Annotated in this window: 16 protein-coding genes; 6 read left to right on the plus strand and 10 right to left on the minus strand. The window is 73.0% G+C overall.

Annotated elements, in window-relative coordinates:
- Positions 1-20 precede the first annotated feature (20 nt).
- The 4 genes from rsmA to metG form a co-directional block, all read right to left on the minus strand.
- Complete coding sequence (gene rsmA, locus BJY14_RS14060; protein WP_179844028.1) at positions 21-926, minus strand: 16S rRNA (adenine(1518)-N(6)/adenine(1519)-N(6))-dimethyltransferase RsmA; 906 nt, start codon at positions 924-926, stop codon at positions 21-23.
- Between the two features lie 58 nt (positions 927-984).
- The gene (locus tag BJY14_RS14065; RefSeq protein ID WP_258941073.1) at positions 985-1,809 is read right to left on the minus strand and encodes a resuscitation-promoting factor; all 825 of its coding nucleotides are present in this window, start codon (positions 1,807-1,809) and stop codon (positions 985-987) included.
- 157 nt (positions 1,810-1,966) lie between these two features.
- Positions 1,967-2,791: a TatD family hydrolase gene (locus tag BJY14_RS14070; protein ID WP_179844029.1), complete on the minus strand. Its 825-nt coding sequence runs from the start codon at positions 2,789-2,791 to the stop codon at positions 1,967-1,969.
- The gene (gene metG, locus BJY14_RS14075) at positions 2,788-4,584 is read right to left on the minus strand and encodes a methionine--tRNA ligase (RefSeq protein ID WP_179844030.1); all 1,797 of its coding nucleotides are present in this window, start codon (positions 4,582-4,584) and stop codon (positions 2,788-2,790) included. The genes BJY14_RS14070 and metG overlap by 4 nt, the downstream gene beginning before the upstream one ends.
- Before the next feature lie 92 nt (positions 4,585-4,676).
- Here metG and BJY14_RS14080 point away from each other — a divergent pair, with 92 nt between their 5' ends.
- Complete coding sequence (locus BJY14_RS14080) at positions 4,677-6,293, plus strand: ArnT family glycosyltransferase (protein WP_179844031.1); 1,617 nt, start codon at positions 4,677-4,679, stop codon at positions 6,291-6,293.
- A 182-nt stretch (positions 6,294-6,475) separates the two neighbouring features.
- On the opposite strand, the gene BJY14_RS14085 is transcribed toward BJY14_RS14080, so the two are convergent.
- Both BJY14_RS14085 and BJY14_RS14090 read right to left on the minus strand, forming a co-directional pair.
- Positions 6,476-8,305, minus strand: coding sequence for a hypothetical protein (locus tag BJY14_RS14085; RefSeq protein ID WP_179844032.1), 1,830 nt, complete (start codon positions 8,303-8,305; stop codon positions 6,476-6,478).
- A 103-nt stretch (positions 8,306-8,408) separates the two neighbouring features.
- Positions 8,409-9,821, minus strand: a complete 1,413-nt coding sequence (locus tag BJY14_RS14090) for a glycosyltransferase family 2 protein (RefSeq protein ID WP_312879208.1) — start codon at positions 9,819-9,821, stop codon at positions 8,409-8,411.
- A 792-nt stretch (positions 9,822-10,613) separates the two neighbouring features.
- Here BJY14_RS14090 and BJY14_RS14095 point away from each other — a divergent pair.
- Positions 10,614-12,062, plus strand: a complete 1,449-nt coding sequence (locus BJY14_RS14095) for a hypothetical protein (protein ID WP_246395903.1) — start codon at positions 10,614-10,616, stop codon at positions 12,060-12,062.
- A 21-nt stretch (positions 12,063-12,083) separates the two neighbouring features.
- On the opposite strand, the gene BJY14_RS14100 is transcribed toward BJY14_RS14095, so the two are convergent.
- Both BJY14_RS14100 and rsmI read right to left on the minus strand, forming a co-directional pair.
- Positions 12,084-12,386: a hypothetical protein gene (locus BJY14_RS14100; RefSeq protein ID WP_179844033.1), complete on the minus strand. Its 303-nt coding sequence runs from the start codon at positions 12,384-12,386 to the stop codon at positions 12,084-12,086.
- A 136-nt stretch (positions 12,387-12,522) separates the two neighbouring features.
- Positions 12,523-13,380 carry a 16S rRNA (cytidine(1402)-2'-O)-methyltransferase gene (rsmI, locus tag BJY14_RS14105; protein ID WP_246395905.1) on the minus strand — a complete coding sequence of 286 codons (858 nt, stop codon included), beginning with the start codon at positions 13,378-13,380 and terminating at the stop codon, positions 12,523-12,525.
- A gap of 85 nt (positions 13,381-13,465) precedes the next feature.
- Here rsmI and BJY14_RS14110 point away from each other — a divergent pair, with 85 nt between their 5' ends.
- Positions 13,466-15,175 carry a dolichyl-phosphate-mannose--protein mannosyltransferase gene (locus tag BJY14_RS14110; RefSeq protein ID WP_179844034.1) on the plus strand — a complete coding sequence of 570 codons (1,710 nt, stop codon included), beginning with the start codon at positions 13,466-13,468 and terminating at the stop codon, positions 15,173-15,175.
- Between the two features lie 15 nt (positions 15,176-15,190).
- Here the strand turns inward: BJY14_RS14110 and BJY14_RS14115 are convergent, their stop codons facing one another.
- The gene (locus BJY14_RS14115; protein ID WP_179844035.1) at positions 15,191-16,399 is read right to left on the minus strand and encodes an MFS transporter; all 1,209 of its coding nucleotides are present in this window, start codon (positions 16,397-16,399) and stop codon (positions 15,191-15,193) included.
- Positions 16,400-16,521: 122 nt separating this feature from the next.
- Here BJY14_RS14115 and BJY14_RS14120 point away from each other — a divergent pair, with 122 nt between their 5' ends.
- The 3 genes from BJY14_RS14120 (at position 16,522) to bla (ending at position 19,698) form a co-directional block, all read left to right on the plus strand.
- Positions 16,522-17,535 (plus strand): LacI family DNA-binding transcriptional regulator, encoded by a 1,014-nt coding sequence (locus BJY14_RS14120; protein WP_179844036.1) that lies wholly within the window; start codon positions 16,522-16,524, stop codon positions 17,533-17,535.
- 66 nt (positions 17,536-17,601) lie between these two features.
- On the plus strand, positions 17,602-18,636 hold the full coding sequence (locus tag BJY14_RS14125) for a magnesium transporter CorA family protein (RefSeq protein ID WP_179844037.1): 1,035 nt from the start codon (positions 17,602-17,604) through the stop codon (positions 18,634-18,636).
- A gap of 108 nt (positions 18,637-18,744) precedes the next feature.
- Positions 18,745-19,698, plus strand: a complete 954-nt coding sequence (bla, locus tag BJY14_RS14130; protein ID WP_179844038.1) for a class A beta-lactamase — start codon at positions 18,745-18,747, stop codon at positions 19,696-19,698.
- 78 nt (positions 19,699-19,776) lie between these two features.
- On the opposite strand, the gene BJY14_RS14135 is transcribed toward bla, so the two are convergent.
- Positions 19,777-21,426, minus strand: coding sequence for a penicillin-binding transpeptidase domain-containing protein (locus BJY14_RS14135; protein ID WP_179844039.1), 1,650 nt, complete (start codon positions 21,424-21,426; stop codon positions 19,777-19,779).
- Between the last annotated feature and the right edge of the window lie 8 nt (positions 21,427-21,434).

Genomic DNA, 21,434 nt, shown 5'->3' on the forward strand with positions numbered 1-21,434 from the left:
CGGCTAGTACTGATGCTGTCTCATCCCCCGCGGGGAGCCCTCGCCTCGGCGGTTCGAGGGTGATCGCCCCGGCGAGAAGGACCATACTCGGCAATCCGGGCAAAGGCGGCCACGTTCAGCGCTTCGCCCCGGGTCCGCGGGTCGACGCCCGCGGCGCGCAGCGCCTCCTCGGCGGCGGCCGCCGACCCCGCCCAGCCCGCGAGGGCCGCGCGCAGCGTCTTGCGGCGCTGCGCGAACGCGGCGTCGACCACCGCGAACACCTCCCGCCGGGACGCCGCGGTCGGCGGCGGGTCGCGGCGGGTGAACGCCACGAGCCCGGAGTCGACGTTCGGCGCGGGCCAGAACACGGCGCGCCCGACGGCCCCGGCCCGGCGGGCGTGCCCGTACCAGGCGAGCTTCACCGACGGCACCCCGTAGATCTTGGAGCCGGGCGCCGCGACCATCCGGTCGGCGACCTCGGCCTGCACCATCACCAGCGCGGACCGCAGCGACGGCAGCGTGGCCAGCAGGTGCAGCACGACGGGGACGGCGACGTTGTAGGGCAGGTTCGCCACGAGCGCCGTCGGCGCCGGCCCCGGCACCTCCGCGATCCGCATCGCGTCGGCGCGCACGACCTCCAGCCGCTCCGCGAGGTCCGGTTCCCGGGCGGCGGCCGTGGCCGGCAGCTCGGCGGCCAGCGCTTCGTCGATCTCCACCGCGAGGACCCGCCGCGCCTGCGGCAGCAGCGCCAGCGTGAGCGACCCCAGGCCCGGGCCCACCTCGATCACGACGTCATCGGGGTCGAGCTCCGCGGCCCGGACGATCCGCCGGACGGTGTTGGCGTCGATGACGAAGTTCTGCCCGAGCGTCTTCGTCGGCCTGATGCCGAGCCGCCCGGCGAGCTCGCGCACGTCCGCCGGGCCGAGCAGGCCCCTGGTGTCCCCCATACGACAAGTCTCCCCTGTCATCGCGCGGGCCCGTCCCCCAGGTCCCCGCCGGCGCCGGTCAGGAGAACAGGAACTTCCCGCAGTTGGGCCACTGGCCCTGCCAGCGGCCGTTCACCCGGTTGTAGAGCATCTGCGCCCGGTAGGTCTGCTCGGCGGAACTGGCGTCCGACGGCTTGCCCGAGCCGCCGACCGACGCCCACGACGACAGGGAGAACTGGTAGAGCCCGTAGTACCCGGCCGGGTTCACGGCCTTCGGGTTGTTGTGGGACTCGCAGTTGGCGAGCCCGCGCCAGTTCAGCCGCGTCACCGAGCCGCTGTTCGCCGACTTCGGCCCCACCGCGATGATCTGCGCGACGGGCCTGCGCTTCACCTTCCTCGCGAGGACCTTCGTGACCTTGCGGCCCTTGCGCCGGACGTAGGCCACCTTCACGAGGGTGATGCCGGGGCGGCCCTTGCGCAGCTCCTTCTCGCTCCACGGCGGGACGGACGAGCTCTTCTTGCGGACCGTCGGGGCGGTCGTCTTCACGACCTTGGTCACCGGCTCCGACAGCAGCCGCATGATCTTGATGACGTCCCCGGCGGGCTTGTCGGCGGCCGGCTCGACCAGGTCGTGCGGGCCGAGCGCGATCTTCGCCTGCTCCAGCACCTGGCCGACGGTCGCGCCGGTCGTCATGGTCTCGGTCTTCTTCGCGTCGACCACGATGACGACCTTGCGCGGCGCGGGGGCGCTGGTGCGCGGCGCGTCCGCGACGACGCCGTTCTTCGGGGCCGCCGATCCGCCGTCCCCGCCGCACGCCGAGGCGAGCAGCGCGGAGGCCAGCAGGACGGCGAGGGGCGCGAGCACGCGAGGCGCGCGCGTGCACGGCGCGGATGGGGAAGGCACGGGGAGTTCCTCCAGGGAGCCGGGCTCGGGGGGCGCCCGTCCAACGGCCAGAGATTAGAGGTCCCCGCCCGCCGCCGCCACCGCAACGCCGTCACTCGCCCTATTTGCCCGATATGCGTGCACCCGGGCCCCGCCCCGCCGCCCGGGTGCACGCGACTCACCAGGGGCCGAAGGCGCGCTCCCCGTTCGCGGCGATCGCGGTGCACAGCTCCGCCAGGTCCACGCCCTTGACCTCCGCCATCGCGCGGACGGTGTGCGGGATCAGGTACGAGGCGTTCGGCTTGCCGCGGTGCGGGATCGGCGTCAGGAACGGCGCGTCGGTCTCCACGAGCAGCAGGTCCAGCGGCGCCGCGCGCAGCGCCTCCCGCAGGGGCTCGGCGTTCTTGAACGTGACGTTCCCGGCGAAGCTCATCAGGTAGCCGCGGTCGGCACAGACCCGCGCCATGGCCGCGTCGCCGGAGTAGCAGTGGAAGACCACCGTGTCGGGCGGGCCCTCCTCCTCCAGGATCGCCAGCACGTCGTCGTGGGCCTCCCGGTCGTGGATGACCAGGGCCGTGCCGGTGCGCTTGGCGATGTCGACGTGGGCGCGGAAGGAGCGGTGCTGGTCCTCCTTCGGCGCCCAGTCGCGGTAGTAGTCCAGGCCCGTCTCGCCGATCGCGCGGACCTTCGGGTGCGCGGCCAGCCGGGCGACGTCGGCCAGGACGGCGTCGCTGATGCCCGTCGTCTCGTTCGGGTGGATCGCCACCGCCGCGTACACGTCGTCGAACTCGCCCGCGACCTCCACCGCGAACCGGGAGGACGGAAGGTCGCAGCCGATCGTGACGATCCGCGCGACGCCCGCCGCCTTCGCCGACCTCAGCTGCTCGTCCACCGGCGTCTCGACGATGTCGAGATGGCAGTGGCTGTCGAAGACGTCGACGGGCAGGCGCTCGGGCAGCGGCGGATAGGAACGCGGGGCCTGACCGTCCCCCTCCTCGGTCACGCCTTCTGCTCCAGCCGGGCGAGTTCCTCGTCCACCACCGACGTCTCCAGCTTCTTGAACAGCGGCACCGGCTTGGCCAGCGGGACGCCCGGCTTGATCGGCATGGACTCCCAGCGCGCCTCGGTCGCGTAGTCGCCGGTGAGGACGCGGTAGTCGGGGCCGCCCTCCTCCGACACCGTCTCCAGCTCGGGCATGCCGCTCCACACGCCCTGCCCGCCGAGCATCTCGTAGACCTTCTGCGAGGAGTTCGGCAGGAACGGCGTCAGCAGTGTCTTGGCGTCGTCGACGACCTGCAGCGCGGTGTGCAGGATCGACTTCACCCGCTCGGGGTCGTCCTTCAGCTTCCAGGGCGCCTGGTCCGACAGGTACTTGTTGGCGTCGCGGACGACGTCCAGCGCCTCGGTGATCGAGTTCTTGAACCGCGACCGGCCGAGCTCGGCGCCCACGGCCCCGAACGCGGCGCGGCTGCGCTGCAGCAGCGCCCGGTCGGCGTCGGTGAGGTCGCCCGCCTCCGGGATCGCGCCGAAGTTCTTCGCCGCCATGTTCACCGAGCGGTTCACGAGGTTGCCCCACGCCGCCACCAGCTCGTCGTTGTTGCGGCGGACGAACTCCGACCACGTGAAGTCGGTGTCCTGGTTCTCGGGGCCGGCGACGGCGACGTAGTAGCGCAGCGCGTCCACGTCGTAGCGCTCCAGGAAGTCCTTCACGTAGATGACCACCTGGCGGGACGAGGAGAACTTGCGGCCCTCCATCGTCAGGAACTCCGACGACACGACCTCCGTCGGGACGTTCAGCGCGCCCAGCGAGCCGGGCGTGCCGCCCTTGTCGCCCTGGCCGCCGTAGCCGAGCAGCATCGCCGGCCAGATCTCGGCGTGGAAGACGATGTTGTCCTTGCCCATGAAGTAGTAGGACAGGGCCTCAGGGTCCTGCCACCAGGCGCGCCACGCCTCGGGGTCGCCGGAGCGCCGCGCCCACTCCACCGACGCGGAGAAGTAGCCGACGACGGCGTCGAACCAGACGTACAGCTTCTTGGCCGGGTTGTCACGCCAGCCGTCCAGCGGGATGGGCACGCCCCAGTCGAGGTCGCGGCTGATCGCGCGCGGCTGCATGTCGTCGAGCAGGTTCAGCGCGAACTTCAGCACGTTCGGCCGCCACTGGCCCTGCTTGCCCCGCAGATAGCGTCCGAGGACCTCGGTGAACGCGGGCAGGTCGAGCATGAAGTGCTCGGTCTCGGTGAACTTCGGCGTCTCGCCGTTGATCCGCGACACCGGGTTGATCAGGTCGATCGGGTCGAGCTGGTTGCCGCAGTTGTCGCACTGGTCGCCGCGCGCCCCGTCGTACCCGCAGATGGGGCAGGTGCCCTCGATGTAGCGGTCCGGGAGCGTCCGGCCGGTGGACGGCGAGATCGCGCCCATCGTCCTGGTCGGGAAGATGTAGCCGTTGTCGTACAGGCCCTTGAAGACCTCCTGCACGACCGCGTAGTGGTTCAGCGTCGTGGTCCGCGTGAACAGGTCGTAGGACATCCCGAGGCCGTACAGGTCCTCGGCGATCACGGAGCTGTAGCGGTCGGCCAGCTCGCGCGCCGTCACGCCCTCCTTGTCGGCCTGCACCTGGATCGGGGTGCCGTGCTCGTCGGTGCCGCTGACCATCAGGACCTTGTTGCCCGCCATCCGCTGGTAGCGGCTGAACATGTCGGCGGGCAGCGCGAAACCGGAGACGTGCCCGATGTGACGGGGCCCGTTGGCGTACGGCCATGCGGGCGCGGTCAAGATATGACGGCTTGACGAGGACATGGAATCAAGGGTAGTCGCGTCACGGAGGCCGCGGCACGCGAGTAACCTGGCTCGGCGTCACAGCAGGACCAGCGGAGGCGGGAACCCAAGGCATGGCCCAGACCACGTCCGATCAGGCGGTCGCCCGGGACGCCGGCGAGGCGGAACCGGACGCGCCCTCCCTCCCCTCCCGCCTGCTGGGCCGGGTGCGGCGGACCCGGCGGGTGGTGTGGCTGTCGCTGCTGGTCGCGGCGTCCGCGGTGCTCGCCCAATGGGTGACCATGACGCCGCCGCTGTACTTCGACCCGTACTACGTGTGGCTCGCCGCCCGCGACTGGCCGCACGTCCCCCTCACCCAGTGGCCGTTCGACGAGGTCCCGCACCAGGTCACCCGCATCGGGCTGGTGCTCCCGGCGCGGCTCGCCCAGGAGGTCCTCGGCGACGGCCAGGCCGCCTACTTCACCGTCGCCGCCCTCGGCGGCGCCGCCTTCTTCGTCGGGACGTACCTGGTCGTCAGGTCCCTGTTCGGGGACGTGGCGGGCCTGGCGTCCGCGGCGGTCCTGCTGGTCCACCCGTTCTTCACCATGACCAACCCGTTCGGCCACGAGATCACCTGGTCGACCGGGGTGATGCTGCCGGACATGCCGGGCGCCGGGCTGTTCACCCTCGGGATGGCGGGGCTCGTCGTCGCGAGCCGCAGAACCGGCCGGGCGCAGACGCGGATGCTGCTGGCCGCCGGGGTGCTCCTCGGCACGTCGTTCCTCGTCCGGGAGTTCCTGGCCTTCCTCTTCCTCGCCATCCCCGCCTACCTGGCGCTGCTGCGGATCCCGTGGCGCCGCAACGTCACGGTCGGCGCGCCGATGCTGGCGATCCTGCTGCTCAACTTCCTCCACAACCAGCTGGTGTGGGGCAGCCCGCTCGCCGGGCTCATGTCGGCGGCGGGGCACGGCGGCCAGTCCCGCGACTACGTCACCCGCTCGCTCGCCGCGCGGTCGTTCCTGCGCGCGATGCACGAGTGGAACCCGCTCGGCCTCGTCTTCACCGCCGCGCTGGCCCTCACGATCGTCGGCTGGGCCCTCACCCGCGACCGGCGGCTCGCGCTGGTCCTGGTGTGGTTCTTCACCCTGGCCGTGCCGCTGACGCTGCTCTCCGGCGTCCTCGACCCGAACGACATCTCGCTGCGCGCCTGGCTCCAGCGGTACTGGTTCGCGGTGCTGCCCGCGCTGCTCGCGGGCGGGTCCGGGTCGCTGATCCTGATGTTCCGGATGCTGCCGTCCGGCCTGGTGTCACGGCTGCGGCTGCGGACGGTCGTGGCGCCCGTCCTGCTGGTCGCGCTCGGCGCGACGTACGCGGTGGCGGCCGTCCGCGCCGTCCCGGAGCTGCCGCGCGACAGGGCGTGGAACGAGCTGCGCGGCTACCTCGGCGGCCACCGCGACATCACGCTGATCTGCGCCGACCGGCGGCTCGCGCAGACCCTCACCTTCTACACGCGCGACGTGTGGGGTCGCCCGGTCTGGCGCGGCGAGATCCGCGACTTCCCGCACTACCTGCCGGTCCCGCGCAACGCGATGGAAGGGCCGATGCTCTACACGCGCTGGCGCGGCATGGAGTCGCAGATCGGCGGCGGCTGGCGCCCCGACCCCGCCCAGGGCTGGACGCTCATGTGGCGCTCCTCGGACGGAGTCCTCCAACTCTGGAATCCCCCCGCAGGGAGCACCCCCGGGAGCTAGGGCTTGCCTCGAAGTGGCCTCGGCCACGCACGCGAACGCGTGACCTGCCCGGTGGAGCGAGGCCGGAGGCGAGCGAAACCGGGCAGATCGCGAAGCGATGCCGCGTTCGCCCAGGCCAGGTCACGTAGCGAGCCGCCAGGCGAGCGAAGTGGGCCGGGACTGAATCAACACAGCTCTGTGATTCAGCCACGCAGCCAGGCGACCCAGTCGCCCTCGGCGGTGCGGCGGCTGGCGACGACGTGCCAGCCGGGCGGGGCGCCCTTCGGCCATGACGCGGTCGGTGGAGCGTTCTTCGGCCAGGCCAGGACGACCAGGTCGGCGTCCTGCGGCGGCGCGGTCCAGCGCGCGTCGAAGACGCTGCCGTCGCTCCACCAGGCCCAGTAGTACTGGGAGAGCCGGATCGTCCACCAGATGTTCCAGTCGACGGCGATGGACCGCTGCTTCTCCAGGTCCACGGTGCCCCGCAGGTCGGTGTAGGCCGTCTCGGCGCGCACCAGCGGCTGCGCGATGCGTTCGGTCGCGGTGACGCACATGGCGAGCGCGACGGCGGCCAGCAGGCCCGCCAGCAGCAGCGGGCCCTTCGAGCGGCGCGGCCGCAGCAGGACGGCCGCCGCCGACAGCGCGAGCAGTAGGAGCCCGGTCAGGGTGGCGCGCCAGAGGTGGAACGCCGTCCAGTCCCAGGTCAGGAACGACGTCTCCGGGAAGTCGTAGGCCGTGTAGGTGTACCGGCTGAGCAGGCCGCCCGCGTACCACTGGACGACGCTCGCGGCGACGACCGTCAGCGCGGCCGCCGCGCCCGCCGCCCAGAGCAGCGTCCGCCGGGAGGCGCGCATCAGGACCGCGATGCCGACCGCGAACAGCGCCGGCGTGACGCTGGCCAGGTAGCGGCCGTAGACGTAGTTGCCGATGCGGTACTCGACGGGCAGGGCCGCCGACGTCGCGAACGCGATGCCCGCCACGAGCCCGACGGCCGCGAGCGCCAGCGCCCGCACCGGCCCGGGGGTGGCGCGGCGGACCGCGAGGAACACGGTCGCGACGAGCCCGAGCGCCGCCACACCGCCGGTCGCGACGGACTGGTACCAGACCTGGCCGGTGCCGAGCGAGAGCATCCAGCCCCACCCGTCCAGGGTGGTGAGGCGCTTCACGACGTTGCCGCCGAGGTCGTTGTCGCCCTGCGGGTACATGTGCGGCAGCAGCGACCGGTTGAGCAGCATCCCCGCGGCCGTCGCGGCGGCGAGGGCGAGCACGGCGGCGGACACGGCGCGCCAGGACCGCCACCGGAACACCAGGGCGGCGCCGAGGAGCGCGGCGTGCACGAGCAGCAGGATCGCGCCGCGGGTGTGGCAGGCGTAGGCGTAGGCGACCAGCAGCGACGCGCCCGCCCCGGCCAGCGTCAGCCGGACGGACGAGCGGCGCCCCGCCGGCGGCGGGGCGGTCAGCCAGGTGTGCGCCAGGAGCAGCCAGCCGACAACGAGAACCGGCAGGATCGCGTCGGTCAGCACGAACCCGGAGTAGAACAGCACGCACGGCAGCAGCGCCGTGACGTGCGCGAAGACGTACGACCAGCGCCGCCGCACCGCCAGCCGGCGCAGCAGCAGGTAGGCCAGCGGCAGCATCGCCGCGCTGACCAGCGCGTTGATCGCCAGGGCGGCGCGGTACACCCCGACCGGGCCCTCGCCGACCCAGAAGGCGGGCGTCAGCAGCAGCGGGTAGCCGCCGCGGTACACCGTCCCGAACGACATGTCGGCGTCGGGCCCGCCGGTCAGGACGCGGGCGGCGAACAGGTAGCCCGACTCGTCCGGCGTCGCCACCGGCACCGTCTGCCCCGACCCGAGCCAGAGGCGTACCGCGACCTGCGCGACCCAGCCGAGCGCGAACAGCCAGGCCCAGCGGCGGCGGTCCACGCGCGGCGGCGCGGCGGCCGGATCGGCCGGGGAGGCGGGCGGGCGGGCGGCGGCGCGTCCGGGCGGCGCGTCCGGGCGCGCGGCGCCCTGCGGGATGCGGGTGCTCACCGGCGCGCGGCGCGCCGGGCGCGGACGACCGGGTTGAGAAGATCCATCGACGGACAAGCCTGTCACAGTGCGGGCGGGGCGTCCGAGCCCGGCCCGGAGACGCTCAGCGACCGTCCTCGTCGCCGTCCTCGGACGCGGTCGCGCCCGCCTTGGCGGCGGTGACCTTCGCGTCGGTCTTCACGCCGGTCTTCGCGTCGGTCTTCGCGTCGGTGTTCACGTCGGTGTTCACGTCGGTGTTCACGTCGGTCTTCGCGTCGGTCTCGGCCGCCTTCTCGGCGCGCGCGGCCTTCTCGGCCTCGTCCCTGGCGACCTTGTGGGCGGCAGCGTCGACGACGCCCGCGGCCTCCTCGGCCGGGTCCGTGAGCGGCGGGTGCTGGCGGCGGCGGATGCCGAGGATGCTGACGAACAGCGAGGCGAAGATGGCCTGGAAGCTCATCACCAGCGCGGTCGCGGCGGGGACGACGATGCGCAGCGAGTGCCGCGGGTCCAGCTCGCCGAAGCTGTTCACCCGCCAGTGCAGCAGGGACGCGACGAGGCCGGCGAGGCCCGCGGCCGCGAGCAGCCCGCCGAGCAGCAGGCCGCGCTCCAGGCTCCACCAGTCGATGACCTTCTGCACCCGGCGGTCGTGCGGCAGGAAGCCCTCCTGCATCGCGTAGACCTTCGTCAGCAGCGCGAACAGCACCGCCTGGAAGCCGATCACCAGCGCGGCGGAGGCGCCGACCAGCGTGTCGACGTCGAAGGCGATGTCCCCGACGGTCACCGGACCGGTCGACAGCGCGACCCCGGCGACCAGGCCGAGCATCATGAAGACCAGGCCGGGGATGAGGAAGAGCCAGCGCGGGCTGTAGAGCATGAGGAAGCGCAGGTGGCGCCACCCGTCGCGCCAGGTGTTGAGGTGCGGGGCGCGGGTCCGGCCGTCCGGCGACAGCGTGGTCGGCACCTCGCGGATGTCGTAGCCCTGCAGGGTCGCCTTGACGACCATCTCGCTGGCGAACTCCATGCCGCCGGTCTGCAGGCCGAGCCGCATGATCGCTTCCTTGTCGAAGGCGCGCAGCCCGCAGTGGAAGTCGCCGATCTTGCTGCCGAAGAACAGCCGGCCGACGAAGCTGAGCACCGGGTTGCCGAGGTAGCGGTGCAGCGGCGGCATGGCGCCGTCGGCGATGCCGCCCTTGAACCGGTTGCCCATGACCAGGTCGGCGCCGTCGCGCAGCTCGTCCAGGAACGGGCCGAGGGTGGTGAAGTCGTAGGAGTCGTCGGCGTCGCCCATCGCGACGTACCGGCCGCGCGCGGACCGGATCCCGCCCATCAGGGCGTTGCCGTAGCCCTTGTCGACCACCGGCACGACGCGGGCGCCCGCGTCACGGGCCAGCTGCTGGCTGCCGTCGGTGCTGCCGTTGTCGGCGATGACCACCTCGCCGTCGATGCCGCTGTCCTCGAAGAAGCCGATGGTCTTGCGGACGCAGGTCTCGACCGTTTCGGCCTCGTTCAGACATGGCATCACTACGGAGAGTTCCACGCGATCTCCTTCATTACCCCTGGTGGCGTCGTTACCCTTGGTGACCCTGTTACACCTGCTGACCGTCTGCGGCGTTTTCCACTAATCTCTGTTGTTCCGCGTGTTGTTCATCGGGACGGCCCGTCGGCGTTCATGATGCCCGCCGAGGGCGGGGCATGATGGCCGCTCTCGTCAAGAGCACCCGTATCGTGTTGCCCACTTGCAACCGGAAAACCCTATCCGGCACCGTCGCGGGCGGCATGTTAGGACGTCAAGCATACGGGCACGGCGGCCCGGAAAGGGTGGGCGGCTGTGACGCGCGCCGCAGGACGCAGTGCCGTGGACGAACGTAGTGCCCTGGACCAACGCAATGCCACCGGACCGGGGGCCGGACATCGAAGGGAAGGTGCGGCAGTGGCGGGGGAAACGCCGCGGGGCACCGCGCTCGACGGGTCGGTGCAGGGCGGGACGGCCCTGGCGACGGCGGCCGCGTCCGCCTCGGCGACGGCCGCACCGGACGCTCCGGGCGACACGCCCGGGGACGCGAAGACCGTCCCGGACTCGGTCAAGTCTTCGCCAGACGCCGGCAACACCGCACTCGAATCCGGTACAGATGGCCTGGAATCCGGCATAACGGCCGCCAGCATCCATGGGTCCATTAAGGACGGTCCGAAAACCGATTCAAAGGTACGTCCGGAATCGGGAGACGCATCGGACGGCCCACCAGGGGACAACGCGGAACCCGGCCGCGGAGGCGGGCGCGGAGGCGGGCGCGGGCTGTGGACGCTGGCGCGCCGCAACCCGGTCTTCAGTGTGATCATTGCCATAGCGGCACTGCTCCGCCTGGTGGCGATGCTCGGCTACCAGCCGGTGATGTTCTTCAACGACAGCTTCGACTACCTCAACGTCGCGATGGACCCGTATCCGCACCCGCTGCGGCCCGACGGGTACTCGTTCCTGCTGCTCGTCCTCAAGCCTTTCCACAGCTTCGCGCTGGTCGCCGGACTCCAGCACCTCATGGGCCTGGCCATGGGCGTGATGATCTACGCGCTGCTGCGGCGCCGGTTCGGGCTGCCCGGCTGGGGCGCCGCGCTCGCGGCCGCGCCGGTCCTGCTGGACGCCTACCAGCTGCAGCTCGAACACCTGGTGCTGTCGGACACGACCTTCACCTTCCTGGTGATGTGCGCGGTCACGCTGCTGCTGTGGCGCGACCGCCCGTCCTGGAAGATCGCCGCGGCGGTCGGGCTCATCATCGGGATGGCGTGGCTGACCCGCTCGGTGGGGATGCCGGTGCTCCTCGGCGTGCTGGTGTACATGCTCGTCCGCCGCAGCGGCTGGCGGCTCATGGCCGTCACGCTGGTCGCCTGCCTGCTGCCGGTGCTGGGCTACATGGGCTGGTACAAGGCCGAGAGCGACAAGTTCGCGATCACCGAGAGCAACGGGATCTTCCTGTACGCCCGGGTCTACAAGTTCGCCGACTGCCACAGGATGGACGACCTGCCGGTCAGCGAGTACCCGCTGTGCACCGAGCCCGCGAACCGGCTGCCGAACTCGCAGGACGGCATCTGGAACGCCCGCTCCCCGCTCAACCGCTACACCGGCACGCGGTTCAGCCCCGAGAACAACAAGCTCGGCAACGACTTCGCCAAGCGGGCCATCGCCGCCCAGCCGCTCGACTACGCGCAGGTCGTCGCGCACGACTTCCTCCGCGTCTTCCAGTGGAAGCGCACGGTGTTCCCCGATCCGGCGACGTACTCGCAGTACGAGTTCGAGAAGAAGAGCAGGCCGCTGCCCGACTGGCACATGCCCGGCGGCGGTACCGCCGCCCAGGACGCGCGCGGCTACGAGCACGGCAACGCCCGCACGCAGGTCGTCGAGCCGTTCGCCGGGGCCGCCCGCGGCTACCAGGACGTCTTCTACCTGCGCGGCACCATGGTCGGCGCCATCCTGCTCATCGGCCTGGCCGGGCTTGTTCCGCTGTGGCGCCGGTTCGGCGGCGAGTCGCTGCTGCCGTGGACGCTCGCCACCGGACTGCTGCTCGCACCCGCGGCCACCGCCGAGTTCGACTACCGGTACGTGCTGCCGGCCGTCCCGCTGGCGGCGCTCGCCGCCGGGCTGGCGTTCAGGCCCGAGGCCCGCGCGACGGCGGCCGGCTGGACGCGCCGCCTCTTCGGCCGCGGCAAGGGCGAGGCGACGCCGCCGGTCGAGCCGACGCCCCAGGAGTCGCAGGAGTCGCAGGAGGCCGCCCGCGTCACGGCCTGACCGGCCTGACCCGCCTGACCGCTACCAGGCGTGCAAGTGACGCAGGTGGAAGACCATCGCCACGTCGCTGCCGCTGCGGGCGATCGGCACCTCATCGTGCATGCCGTCCCTCGCGGACAGCGCTTTGACGTTCTGGCTGCCGCAGCCCGGGCAGGAGCGGTCCATCCAGGGCGTCGTGCAGGGCTGGCCCTGGCGCCAGTAGACGACGGCCTCGTTGCCGTGCCCGTCACCGGAATGCCGGACCTGGAACTCCTCGTCCCAGGATCCCTCGCAGTGCAGACACTCGAAGCCCCACACCTCGTGGTTCGTCCATGCCTCGTGCACGGCACCCACCCCTCACAGACCATCTTCCGCGCGTCTCTTCGGCGCCCCTGGTCTGCTCCCTCGGATGCCGCGGCCGGAGGCCACCGGATCGGTTATGCCCGGGAGAAACCCGTTTGGATCGCTCTGTGGGGGGTGATTATTTCCTGGCCTTGACAACGGCGTCGTAAACGAGGCGCTTCTGGGCGCCGTTCTCCCTGGCGACCTCGGCGATGGCCTGCTTGCGCGGCGTCCCGGCCGCCTCCCGCGCGGCGACGGCCGCCGCCAGATCCGCCGGGTCCGTCAGCCCCCGCGGCTCGGGCGCGCCCCCGACCACCACCGTGATCTCGCCGAGGACGCCGTCACCCGCCCACGCGGCGAGTTCGCCGAGCGTCCCGCGGCGGACCTCCTCGTAGGTCTTGGTCAGCTCGCGGCACACCGCGGCGGGACGGTCCGCGCCGAACGCCTCCGCCATCGCCGCGAGGCTGACGGGCAGCCGGCGTGGCGACTCGAAGAACACCATGGTGCGGGGCTCGCCCGCGAGCGACTCCAGCCGGCGGGCCCGCTCGCCCGGCTTGCGCGGCGGGAACCCCTCGAAGCAGAACCGGTCGGTCGGCAGCCCCGACACGGCCAGCGCGGTCGTGACCGCGGACGGGCCGGGCAGCACCGTCACCGGAACGCCCTCGGCGACGGCGGCGCGCACCAGCCGGTACCCGGGGTCCGACACGCCCGGCATCCCGGCGTCGGTGACGACCAGCACGTCCCGTCCGGCGAGCAGTTCCTCCACCAGGCCCGCGGCCCGCTCCCGCTCGTTCACGTCGTTGTAGGACACGACGCGCGCGGCCAGTTCGACGCCGAGATCGCCCGCCAGCCGCCGCAGCCGGCGCGTGTCCTCGGCCGCGATGACCGGCGCCTCCGCGAGCGCGGCCCGCAACCGGGCCGAGGCGTCCTCGGGCCTCCCGATCGGCGCCGCCGCGAGCCGCAGCGTTCCCGTCCCCGCCTCCATCACGGCCCCCATCCAGGTCGTCCCGTCACGCGGCTCATTGTCCCAGGGAAGGCCCCGAGGTCCTGAAGGAGGCGGCAAGTGCAAATAAACTCGCAGGATGTCGACGACGGATCTGGCTCCGGTCCCGGCCACGGCGTCCCGGCGCAGGCCCCCTCCGCTGCGGGAATGGCTCGCGCCGGCGATCCCCGGCAGCGCGCTGCTGTCCTGGCTGGGCCCGCTGCTGGTCACCGCGCTCGCCGCGTACCTGCGGTTCGACCGGCTCGGGACGCCGAAGGCCGTGGTGTTCGACGAGACCTACTACGCCAAGGACGCGCTCGCCCTCCTGAGGTTCGGCTGGGAGCACAACACCGTCGAGAACGCCGACAAGATGCTCATCGCCGACCCGGACGCCCATATCTGGGGCAGCGGGCCCGCGTTCGTCGCCCACCCGCCCTTCGGCAAGTGGATGATCGCGATCGGCGAGTGGATGTTCGGCGCGACACCGTTCGGATGGCGGTTCGTGCCCGCCCTGGTCGGGACGCTGTCGGTGCTGATCCTGTGCCGCCTCGCCCGCCGGATGACCGGCTCGACGCTGCTCGGCTGCGCCGCCGGGCTGCTGCTGGCGCTGGACGGCCTGGCGTTCGTGACCAGCCGGGCCGCGCTGCTGGACGTCTTCGTCATGTTCTGGGTCCTCGCGGGTTTCGCCTGCCTGGTGAACGACCGGGACCGGTCCCGCCGCATGCTCGCCGAGCGGATCGAGCAGGGCCGGACCTCGGTGTACGGGCCGTTCCTCGCGCACGGCTGGCGGTGGGGGGCGGGCGTCTGCCTCGGCCTCGCCTGCGCCACCAAGTGGACGGGGGTCTTCTACGTCGCCGCGTTCGGGGTCATGACCGTCCTGTGGGACTACGGCGCCCGCCGCGCCGCCGGGGTGCGGGCCCCGTTGCAGGGGACGATGCTGCTGGAGGCCGTCCCGGCGTTCGTGCAGATCGTCGTCGCGGGTCTGCTCGCGTACCTGGCGACCTGGTGGGGCTGGATCTTCAGGCCGGGCGGCTGGGGGCGCGGCGAGGTCTCCGGCAACCCGCTGTGGCGGCCGTTCGAGGCGATGCCGAAGCTGTGGCACTACCACTCGGAGATGCTCGGCTTCCACACCGGTCTGGACGCCAAGCACCCCTACCAGTCGTGGCCGTGGGACTGGCCGATCCTGCGCCGTCCGGTCGCGTTCTTCTACACCGAGCCGAAGGGCGCGTGCGGCGGCGCGACCCGCTGCTCGCGCGAGATCCTCGGGATCGGCACGCCCGCGCTGTGGTGGGGGGCGCTGGTCGCGCTGGCCGTGGTCGTGTTCCTCTGGCTGATCCTGCGGGACTGGCGGGCGGGGGCGATCCTGCTCGGCTTCCTCGCGGGCTGGCTGACCTGGTTCCCGTCGGCGTTCGCCGACCGCACGATGTTCCTGTTCTACGCGACGCCGCTGATCCCGTTCATGGTGCTGGCGGTCGTCCTGGTCCTGGGCTACCTGATAGGACCCGCGCCCGCCTCGGCGGCGGGCGCGCATGCCGCGCGTCCCGGCGAGAGCGGCTACGACGGGGAGCTCACCGCCCCGCAGCGGGCCTCCGACGCGTCGCCTCCCGGCCTGCCCTGGGAGACGCCCGCCGCCCCCGAACCGGCGCCCGGCCAGGTCGCCGGGGTCCGGCGGCTGATCGGCGCCGCCGCGGCGGGGGCGTTCCTGCTGGTGGTGCTGGCCAACTTCGCGTACTTCCATCCGATCCTGTCCGCGCAGACGATCCCCTACGACGACTGGCAGTCGCGGATGTGGTTCGACCGCTGGGTCTGACGCCCGGCCGGGCCGTCACAGCCGGGCGGCGGCGTCCGCGGTGACGGCCGGGGCCGCGGCGGGACGCAGCGTCCGCGCGCCGAGCAGGCACAGGGCCAGGGCCAGGACGCCCCCGACCCCGGCACCGGCGAACGCGCCGGGCACGCCCGCGGCGTCCTGCCCGACGCCCGAGACGAAGGAGCCGACGGAGCCGCCCGCGCCGATCGCCGCGACGATCCACGCGAACGCCTCGGTGACGGTCCCATCCGGGGCGAGCCGATCGACGAGCGTGAAGCTGCACGCGAGCACGGGGGCGAGAAACACGCCGGAGACGAACGCGAGCACCGACATGACGGGCAGGCCCGGCGCGAGGACGAGCGGGAGGTACCCGGCGGCGAGCGCGGCCAGCAGCCAGGGCAGCCGCCGGTGCGGCTCGCCCGCCCACCGCCGGGCGCCGTAGACGATCCCGCCGGTGAGGGCGCCGCCCGCCATGCACGCCAGGAGCAGTCCGGAGGCGAGGTCGCGGCCGAGGTCCTCGGCGTAGGCGACGACGGCGACGGAGTAGACGCCGAGCGCGATCCCGGCGCAGGCGAGCGACAGCAGCAGGACCCGCAGGCCGGGCGAGCGCAGCGGCCCGGCCCAGTCGGAGGCGCGCGGCCGGCCCCGCCACCGGCGGGACGGCCCGGACAGCGCGACCACGAGCGTCCCGGCGATGCCGAGGGCGCCGGTGATCAGCAGCGCGGTCTCGGTGTTCACGACGGCCGCGGCGACGACGAGCAGCGGCCCGAGGGTGAACAGCAGCTCCTGGGCGGCGGCGTCGAGCGCGTAGGCGGCGTCGACCTGCTCCGGGCCGTCCAGGACGTCGGGCCAGAGGGCGCGCAGCCCCGCTTCGAGCGGCGGGGTGGCGAACCCGGCGGCGAAGACGGCGGCGACCGCCAGCGGGAGCGGGGCCGCGCCGACGGCGGCGAGCAGGGCGAACCCGGCCGCGGAGGCGCAGGCGGCGGGCAGCAGGACGCGCGGCTGGCCGTAGCGGTCCATGGCGCGGCCGAGGACGGGCTGACCGGCGGCGGTCGACAGCCCGAGGACCGCGGCGAGGGTCCCGGCGAGGGGGTAGCCGCCGTCGTCGGCGCGGACGTGCAGGACGACGGCGAGCATGCCCATCCCGTTGGGCAGCCGGCCGAGGAGGGTGCCGCCGAGCAGCCGTCCCGCGTAGGGCCTTCGCAGGAAGACGACGTAGCCGCGCATTCGATGGCCCCCGGATCCCGGTCTAAATGTGAGTCATACGTATTACCTCCGTCATACGTACCACCTCCGGGTCCTCCCGTTCTAGTCTGATTTCGTTAGCCCGATCCGCCAGGGAGGCGCAGGTGCCGGCGATCAGCCGTCCCACCAGCAAGGACGTGGCTCAGGAGGCCGGGGTCTCGCAGTCCACGGTCTCGCTCGTGCTGGGCGGCAAGTGGAGCGGGCGCGTCTCCCCCGCGACCGCGCGCAGCGTGCGGAACGCCGCCGAGCGGCTCGGCTACCGGCCCAACCAGGCGGCCCGGAACCTGCGGCTCGGGACGACCCGGACCGTCCTGCTGATGGTGCCGACCCTGACCGCGCCGTTCTTCGGCCCCGTGTACACGGGCGCCGCGCGGGTCGCGGCCCGGCACGGCTTCGGCGTCGTGGTCTCGACCTGGCCGGACGACGCGGCGGGACGCGCCGACGGCCCGTTCGCGGCCCCGGACGAGGCGATCGACGGCGTCCTCGCGTCCTCGATGGCCGCGCGGACGCTCGGCGAGTTCCGCGAGACGCCCGTCGTGATGCTGGACAGCGGCCCGGACGGGCGGCCCGGCGCCCCCGCCCCCACGGTCGACTTCGGCGTGGCCGACGGGATGCGGGAGATCGCGGCGCACCTCGCGGACCTCGGCCACCGCCGGATCGGGCACGTGGCCGCCGCCCTGGACCAGTGGACGTTCCACGCCCGCGCGGACGCCCTCGCCGAGGTCGTCGCGCGCCTGCCGGACGGCGTCCTGACCCGGGCCGGCTGCGCGATCGACGTCGCCTCGGCCAAGGACGCCGCCACCCGGCTGCTCACCGGCCCCGAGCCGCCGACCGCCCTGGTCTGCGACGACGACCTGATCGCGGCGGGCGCGTACAAGGCGGCCCGCGCGCTGGGCCTGGACGTCCCGTCCGACGTGTCGGTCACCGGCTTCGACGACGTGCTGCTGGCGACGGCGCTGGAACCCGAGCTGACGACCGTCCGGCTGCCGGCCGAGGAACTGGGCGCGCAGGGCATGGCGGCGCTCCTCGACCTCCTCGGCGGCCGCCGCCCGGCCCCCCGCGTCCTGCCGGGCGAGCTCGTCGTCCGCGGCTCCACGGCACCGCCGCGCGCCCGCTGAACGGCCCGGGCGTTCCGGCTCGCCCCGGCTTCTCTTCTTCTGGGAAAGCAGGGGTATAAGGCGCGCATGGGATCCCATCCATCCGAGACCGACTTCGACGAGGATCCGGCCAACCGGATCGGCTCCGCGCCGCCGCGGACGCGAGCCTGGCGCGGCGGCGCGATCGAGGCGGAGGGCTTCCCCGTCGCGCGGCTGAGCGACTACCTGGAGCGCCCGGACATGGTCGTGTGGCTCGACCTGTGCGCGCCGCGGCGCGAGGACCTCCACGTGGTCAGCGACGAGCTCGGCCTCGACCCCGTCGCCGTCGAGGACGCGGTGTCCCGGCACGAGCGGGCGAAGCTCGACCGCTACGAGGGGTACGCGTTCCTCAACGTCTACGTCCCGGTGGTGACCGACGGCGAGCTGGCGATGCACGAGGTGTCGGCGTTCCTCAGCGAGCGCGCCCTCGTCACGGTCCGGCAGGACCGCGGGTTCGACGTCGACGCGCTCGTCCGCCGCTGGGACCAGACCCCGCACGCCGGGTTCGACGAGCCGACCGCGGCGTTCCTGCTCTACGGCCTGCTCGACCTGGTCATCGACCTGCAGCTGACGGCCGTCCAGGCGCTGGACGACGAGGCCGACGCGGTCGAGGACCTCGTCTTCGACGACGCGTTCCCGGTCAAGGAGATCCAGCGGCGCAGCTACCGGCTGCGCAAGAACCTGACCGCGCTGCGGCGGATCGCGCTGCCGATGCGGGAGGTGCTCAACACGCTGCTGCGCCGCGACCTGAAGATCGTCCCGCCGCCGCTGGTCCCCTACTTCCAGGACGTCTACGACCACACGCTGCGCGTCGGGGAGTCGACCGACGGCCTGCGCGACCTCGTCGCCGACCTGCTGGAGACGCGGCTGGCGCTGCAGGGCAACCGGATGAACGAGGTGATGAAGAAGGTCACCAGCTGGGCGGCGATCATCGCGGTGCCGACCGCGGTCACCGGGTTCTACGGACAGAACGTCCCCTACCCGGGGTTCTCCCAGCACTCCGGCTTCATCGCCAGCACGGTCATCGTCGTCGTCTGCAGCCTCTCCCTCTACGTGATCTTCAAGGTGCGCAACTGGCTCTGACCCGCCGCGTCCGGCGAGGTCAGCGCGGCGGTATATGCGTTCGCATATCGAGACCCACGTCATATCAATATTGGACATGCCGTTCGCGGCTCTGGTCTGCTCTCCGGCATGACGACCCACAGCATCCGCGACCGGCGGCTCGGCGCCGCCGCTCTCGCCCTGACGACCATCGCCGGCCTCGCCGGCTGCGGTTCCGGCACCGACCCGGACGTGCGGAGCGCGGCGCCGCGCAGCGCCACCTCCACGATCGCCGTCGATCCCGCGCAGGCGAAGGTGACCGCGCAGATCGGCCGCCTCGAAGCGACCCACCACGTGCGCATCGGCGCCTTCGCGATCGACACCGGCAACGGGCGCAAGGTCTCCCACCGGCCGGACGAGCGCTTCGCGTTCGCCTCCACGTTCAAGGCGATGGCGTGCGGCGCGGTGCTGCGCAAGGCCCGGCAGTCCGACCCCGGCCTGCTCGACAAGGTGATCCACTACACCAGGGACGATCTGGTCGCCGGCTCCCGCGAGACCGAGAAGCACGTGGACACCGGCATGACCGTCGCCGCCCTGTGCCACGCGGCCATCACCCAGAGCGACAACACCGCCGGGAACCTGGTGCTGAAGGAGATCGGCGGGCCCGCCGGGCTCACCGCCTTCTTCCGCTCGCTCGGCGACACGGTGAGCCGCAGCGACCGCTGGGAGACCGACCTCAACATCTGGAAGCCGGGCGAACTGCGCGACACCACCGCGCCGCGCCCGTGGGCGGGCGACCTGCGGGCCCTCACCGTCGGCGACGCGCTCGTCCCGGCCGACCGCAAGCAGCTCATCGACTGGATGAAGGCGACCGTCACCGGGGACAAGCGCATCCGGGCCGGGCTCCCCAAGAGCTGGACGGTCGGCGACAAGACCGGCACCGGCGGGGTCTACGGCACCGCGAACGACATCGCGATCGCATGGCCGCCGTCCGGCGCCCCGCTGGTCATCGTGATCACCACGAACGGGCTCACCGCCGACGCGGAGACGGACGACAGGGCCGTCGCCCAGACCGCCCGCGTCCTCGCCGGCGCGCTCCGCTAGAAGCCCGTGGCACGACGATCGCCCCTGGTGCCGGACGTCCGGCACCAGGGGCGGCGCGCGGCAGAGGCCGCCCGCGGCTCAGAGCGCCCTGAGGAACTTCGCGGCGATGGGCGCGGCGGCCTCGGCTCCGGTGCCGCCGCCCTCGACGATCACGGCGAAGGCGACGTCCTTGCGGTACCCGATGAACCAGGCGTGGGTCGGCGGGTCGTCGCCCTCGCCGAACTCCGCGGTGCCGGTCTTGCCCGCCGTCCCGGACGGGAAGTCGACGCCGGACGCGGTGCCCTCGCTGACGACCGCCGGCATGAGGGCGTGCAGGGCCTTCTCGACGGCGGGCTCCAGCCGCTTCGGCGGCTCGGGCTTGCGGCCTCCGGAGTCGGCGGCCCGCGCGGCGAGGGACGCCTCGACCAGGCGGGGCGAGCGCCAGGTGCCGTCGGCCGCGGCCGCGGCGACGCTCGCCATGTTGAGCGGGCTGGTCAGCACCTGGCCCTGCCCGAAGGACGCGGCGGCGAAGGCGGTGTCGTCCTTGTTGTCGGGGAACGCGGCGCGGACCGCGGGGAGCCCCGCGATGATCGGGGCGTTGAACCCGAACTGGGCGGCGACCTGGGCGAGCCGCTTCTCGCCGAGCTTGTCCACGGCCAGGCGCGCGAACGTGGTGTTGCAGGAGTGCGCGAACGCCTCGCGGAGCGGGACCGTCCCGAAGTCCTCGTGCTTGTAGTTGTGGAACGACCGGCCGCCGACCGCGGTGGTCGCCGGGCAGGCGACGTTCGACCCCGGGGACAGGCCGCCCGCGACGAGCGCGGCGGCCGTGACGACCTTGAACGTCGAGCCCGGCGGGTACCGGCCCATCAGCGCCCGGTTGTAGCCGCCGGGCTGGTTCGCCACGGCGAGGATCTCGCCCGTGGACGGGCGCAGCGCCACCATGGACGCCGGCTTGGCCGCCCCGGCGACCGCCTGCCCGGCGGCGGCCTGCGCCTTCGGGTCGATGGTCGTCTTCACGGGCTCGCCCTGGGCGCCGCCGAACCGCTGCAGCGTCTTCACCGGGACGCCTCCGGCGTCCACGATCTGCACGGCGAGCGCGGGCTTGCCGGAGAGGCGGCGCTCGTACTGCTGCTGGAGGCCGTCCACGCCGGCCGGGTCGCCCTTGCGGTACGGGGCGCCGAGCTTGCCCGCCGCCTCGGCGGACACGGGGCCGACCTGCCCGGCGAGCTGCCGCGCGGACCCGGACGGCGAGGACCCGAGGTCGCTTCCGTCCGCCGCGAGCACGGGGGCGCGGTCGGGCCAGGCGCGCGACGCGCGCAGCCGCTGCCCCTCCTTGAGCTCCGGGTACATGACCTGCGGCGACCAGCGGACGCGCCAGTCGCCGTCCTTCTTGACCATCGGCAGCGACCCGTCGTACTTCCACGTCCGGTCGCCGGCCAGCGTCACCTCGGCGCTGTAGGCCCCGCCGACCGCGTCGCCCTTGGGACGTCCCACGGAGGCGACCGTGTAGCGCTGCCTGACGACGCCGAGGTCGTCCCGCATCCGGGTGAACCGCGTCTCGAAGTCGGCGGGCGGGCGGTCGGTCAGTGCCTTCATCGCCGCGGCGTCGCCGCCGCTCCAGGCCGCGAGGTAGCGCTCCGCGGCGTCCCTCGGATCGTCACCGTCGCGCAGGAACCACACCGCCCCCGCCCCCACGATCACGACCGCCGCCACGACCGCGGCGACGGCGAGCACACGGGATCGGCGCATCGTCGAAC

Source organism: Actinomadura luteofluorescens (assembly GCF_013409365.1).
Classification (GTDB): domain Bacteria; phylum Actinomycetota; class Actinomycetes; order Streptosporangiales; family Streptosporangiaceae; genus Spirillospora; species Spirillospora luteofluorescens.

What these genes read in the sequence shown, in the direction of transcription:
- rsmA (WP_179844028.1), bottom strand. Translation starts at nt 926, where the DNA reads ATGGGGGACACCAGGGGCCTGCTCGGCCCGGCGGACGTGCGCGAGCTC.
- metG (WP_179844030.1), bottom strand. Translation starts at nt 4,584, where the DNA reads ATGTCCTCGTCAAGCCGTCATATCTTGACCGCGCCCGCATGGCCGTAC.
- BJY14_RS14080 (WP_179844031.1), top strand. Translation starts at nt 4,677, where the DNA reads ATGGCCCAGACCACGTCCGATCAGGCGGTCGCCCGGGACGCCGGCGAG.
- rsmI (WP_246395905.1), bottom strand. Translation starts at nt 13,380, where the DNA reads ATGGGGGCCGTGATGGAGGCGGGGACGGGAACGCTGCGGCTCGCGGCG.
- BJY14_RS14110 (WP_179844034.1), top strand. Translation starts at nt 13,466, where the DNA reads ATGTCGACGACGGATCTGGCTCCGGTCCCGGCCACGGCGTCCCGGCGC.
- BJY14_RS14115 (WP_179844035.1), bottom strand. Translation starts at nt 16,399, where the DNA reads ATGCGCGGCTACGTCGTCTTCCTGCGAAGGCCCTACGCGGGACGGCTG.
- BJY14_RS14125 (WP_179844037.1), top strand. Translation starts at nt 17,602, where the DNA reads ATGGGATCCCATCCATCCGAGACCGACTTCGACGAGGATCCGGCCAAC.
- bla (WP_179844038.1), top strand. Translation starts at nt 18,745, where the DNA reads ATGACGACCCACAGCATCCGCGACCGGCGGCTCGGCGCCGCCGCTCTC.
- BJY14_RS14135 (WP_179844039.1), bottom strand. Translation starts at nt 21,426, where the DNA reads ATGCGCCGATCCCGTGTGCTCGCCGTCGCCGCGGTCGTGGCGGCGGTC.